The organism is Phenylobacterium sp., from assembly GCF_036263695.1.
Lineage (GTDB): Bacteria > Pseudomonadota > Alphaproteobacteria > Caulobacterales > Caulobacteraceae > Phenylobacterium.
Map to the genome: position 1 here is coordinate 1 of NZ_DATAGM010000250.1, position 2,332 is coordinate 2,332.

Below are 2,332 nucleotides of genomic sequence, written 5' to 3' on the forward strand. Positions count from 1 at the left end.
GGCTGCGGGTTACGAGTTCCAGCAGCTGTCGGCCGTGTTCTCCGGCGTCGCTGACCTGAAAAAGGCCTTCGAGGCCGCCCGGACCCGCCGCGCCGCGGGCCAATCCACCCTGTTGTTCGTCGACGAGATCCACCGCTTCAACCGCGCCCAGCAGGACGGCTTCCTGCCGTTCGTGGAGGAGGGGGTGGTCACCCTGGTCGGGGCGACGACCGAGAACCCGTCCTTCGAGCTGAACGGCGCGCTGCTCTCCCGCTGCCAGGTGTTCGTGCTCAAGCGGCTGGACGAGGCGGCGCTGGAGAGCCTGCTCGCCAAGGCCGAGGCGTTCGAGAAGAGGCCGCTGCCGTTGGAGCCGGACGCGCGCGGCGCGCTGGTGGCGCTGGCCGACGGGGACGGGCGCTACCTGCTCACCCTTACCGAGACCCTTTTCAACATCGGCTCGGATAAGCCGCTGACCACCAAGGAGCTGGGCCAGGTGCTGCAGAAGCGCAGCCCGGCCTACGACAAGGACCGCGAGGAGCACTACAACCTCGTCAGCGCCCTGCATAAGTCGATCCGCGGCTCGGACCCGGACGCGGCGCTCTACTGGCTGGCCCGGATGCTGGCCGGCGGGGAGGACCCGCTGTTCATCGCCCGGCGGCTGATCCGGGCGGCGGCCGAGGACATCGGCGAGGCGGACCCCATGTCCCTGGTGCTCGCCAACGCCGCCAAAGACACCTACGACTTCCTGGGCTCGCCGGAGGGGGAGATCGCCCTGGCGCAGGTGGTGGTGCACCTGGCCGCAGCCCCCAAGTCAAACGCCGTCTACACCGCCTTCAAGGCCGCCCAGGCGGCGGCCAAGGAGACCGGCTCGCTGATGCCGCCCAAGCACATCCTGAACGCGCCGACGCGGATGATGAAGGACCTCGGCTACGGCAAGGGCTACGCCTACGACCACGACGCCGAAGAGGGCTTCTCGGGCCAAAACTACTTCCCGGACGAGATGGAGAGGCGGGCCTTCTATCGGCCGCGCGGGGAAGGCGTGGAGGCCCGCATCAAGGAGCGCCTCGACCGCTGGGCCGCGATCCGCAAGGAGCGGAGCGGGCGATGAGTCCGCGCCCCCCGCGCAAGCTTCGCGCCGTCGACCGGCCCATCGAGCTCTCCGACGAGGAGATCGCCTTCGTGCGGGGGCTGGTGATCTACGAGGACGCCGAGGTGCTGGCGCTGAACAAGCCGGCGGGGCTGTCGAGCCAGGGCGGGCGGGCGCAGGTCAACACCCTGGACGAAATGCTCTGGGCGTTCGCCAGGCCGGGCAAGGCGCGGCCGCGGCTGATCCACCGGCTGGACCGGGACACCTCGGGGGTGATCCTGACCGCCAAGACCCAGCCGGCGGCCGGCTTCCTCGGCAAGGCGATGATGGCGCGCAGGTTCCGCAAGACTTACCAGGCGGTGGTGGCGCCGGGCGTGCCGGAGCCGCGGGCCGGGACCATCGAGGTTCCGATGCGCCGCGAGACCCTGGGGCGCGAGGCCTACATGCGAGTTTGCGCGGACGACCACCCGGACGCCGAAACCGCCAAGACCCGCTACCGCACCGTCGCCGCGAGCCGGGAGGCCGCCCTGGTGGAGCTGTCGCCGGAGACCGGGCGGATGCACCAACTGCGGGTGCACCTGGCGCACCTGGGCCGGCCGATCGCCGGCGACGCGCGCTATGGCGGCGCGCTGGTGCTGGGGGGCGAGCCGGCGCCGCGGCTGATGCTGCACGCGGCGGCGCTGGAGTTCCCGCATCCGGCCGGCGGGACCAAGCGGATCGAGGCGCCGGTCCCCGCCGACATGGCCCACCTGCTGGCCAAGCTGGGGCTTTCCGGGAACGGCGGCGAGCGGCTGGCCGTTTGATCAGCTAAGATGCGGAAGCCCAACGGCTTTCGCCCTGGAGCTCATCCGATGGCCCGCCTCATCGTCCCCGCCCTGGCCGCCCTGACGCTGGCGGCCTGCGCGACCGCCCCCACCGTGTACCAGCCGGCCGTCGGCCCCTCCGCCGTCGGCTATTCGGAGTACCGGATCGAGCCCGGGCGCTACCGTATCACCTTCCGCGGTGGACCGGGCGCGCCGGTGCAGCAGGTGTCCGACTACGCCCTCCTGCGGGCCGCGGACCTGGCCATCGCCGAGGGCTACGACTGGTTCCGCGTCGCCGACCGCGTGGTGCAGCAGGCCGGCTACGGCAGCGGGCCGCGGATATCCGTCGGGGCCGGCGGCTCGGACTGGGGCCGCCGCTCCAGCATCGGCGTCGGCGTCGGGACCAGCTTCGACCTCGGCGGCGGCCCGGCGTTCAGCCAGACTCTGGAAGTGGTGATGGGCA

General features: G+C 71.9%; 3 protein-coding genes. All 3 read left to right on the plus strand.

The genetic code is table 11. The features are described from left to right. The coding region (locus tag VHK87_RS10060; protein WP_329634762.1) for a replication-associated recombination protein A at window positions 1–1,087 on the plus strand (1,087 nt) is incomplete at its 5' end. Next, window positions 1,084–1,869 carry an RluA family pseudouridine synthase gene (locus VHK87_RS10065; RefSeq protein WP_329634763.1) on the plus strand — a complete coding sequence of 262 codons (786 nt, stop codon included), beginning with the start codon at window positions 1,084–1,086 and terminating at the stop codon, window positions 1,867–1,869. The genes VHK87_RS10060 and VHK87_RS10065, both read left to right, overlap by 4 nt. A gap of 48 nt (window positions 1,870–1,917) precedes the next feature. Further along, a partial coding sequence (locus VHK87_RS10070; protein WP_329634764.1) for a CC0125/CC1285 family lipoprotein occupies window positions 1,918–2,332 on the plus strand: 415 nt, incomplete at its 3' end.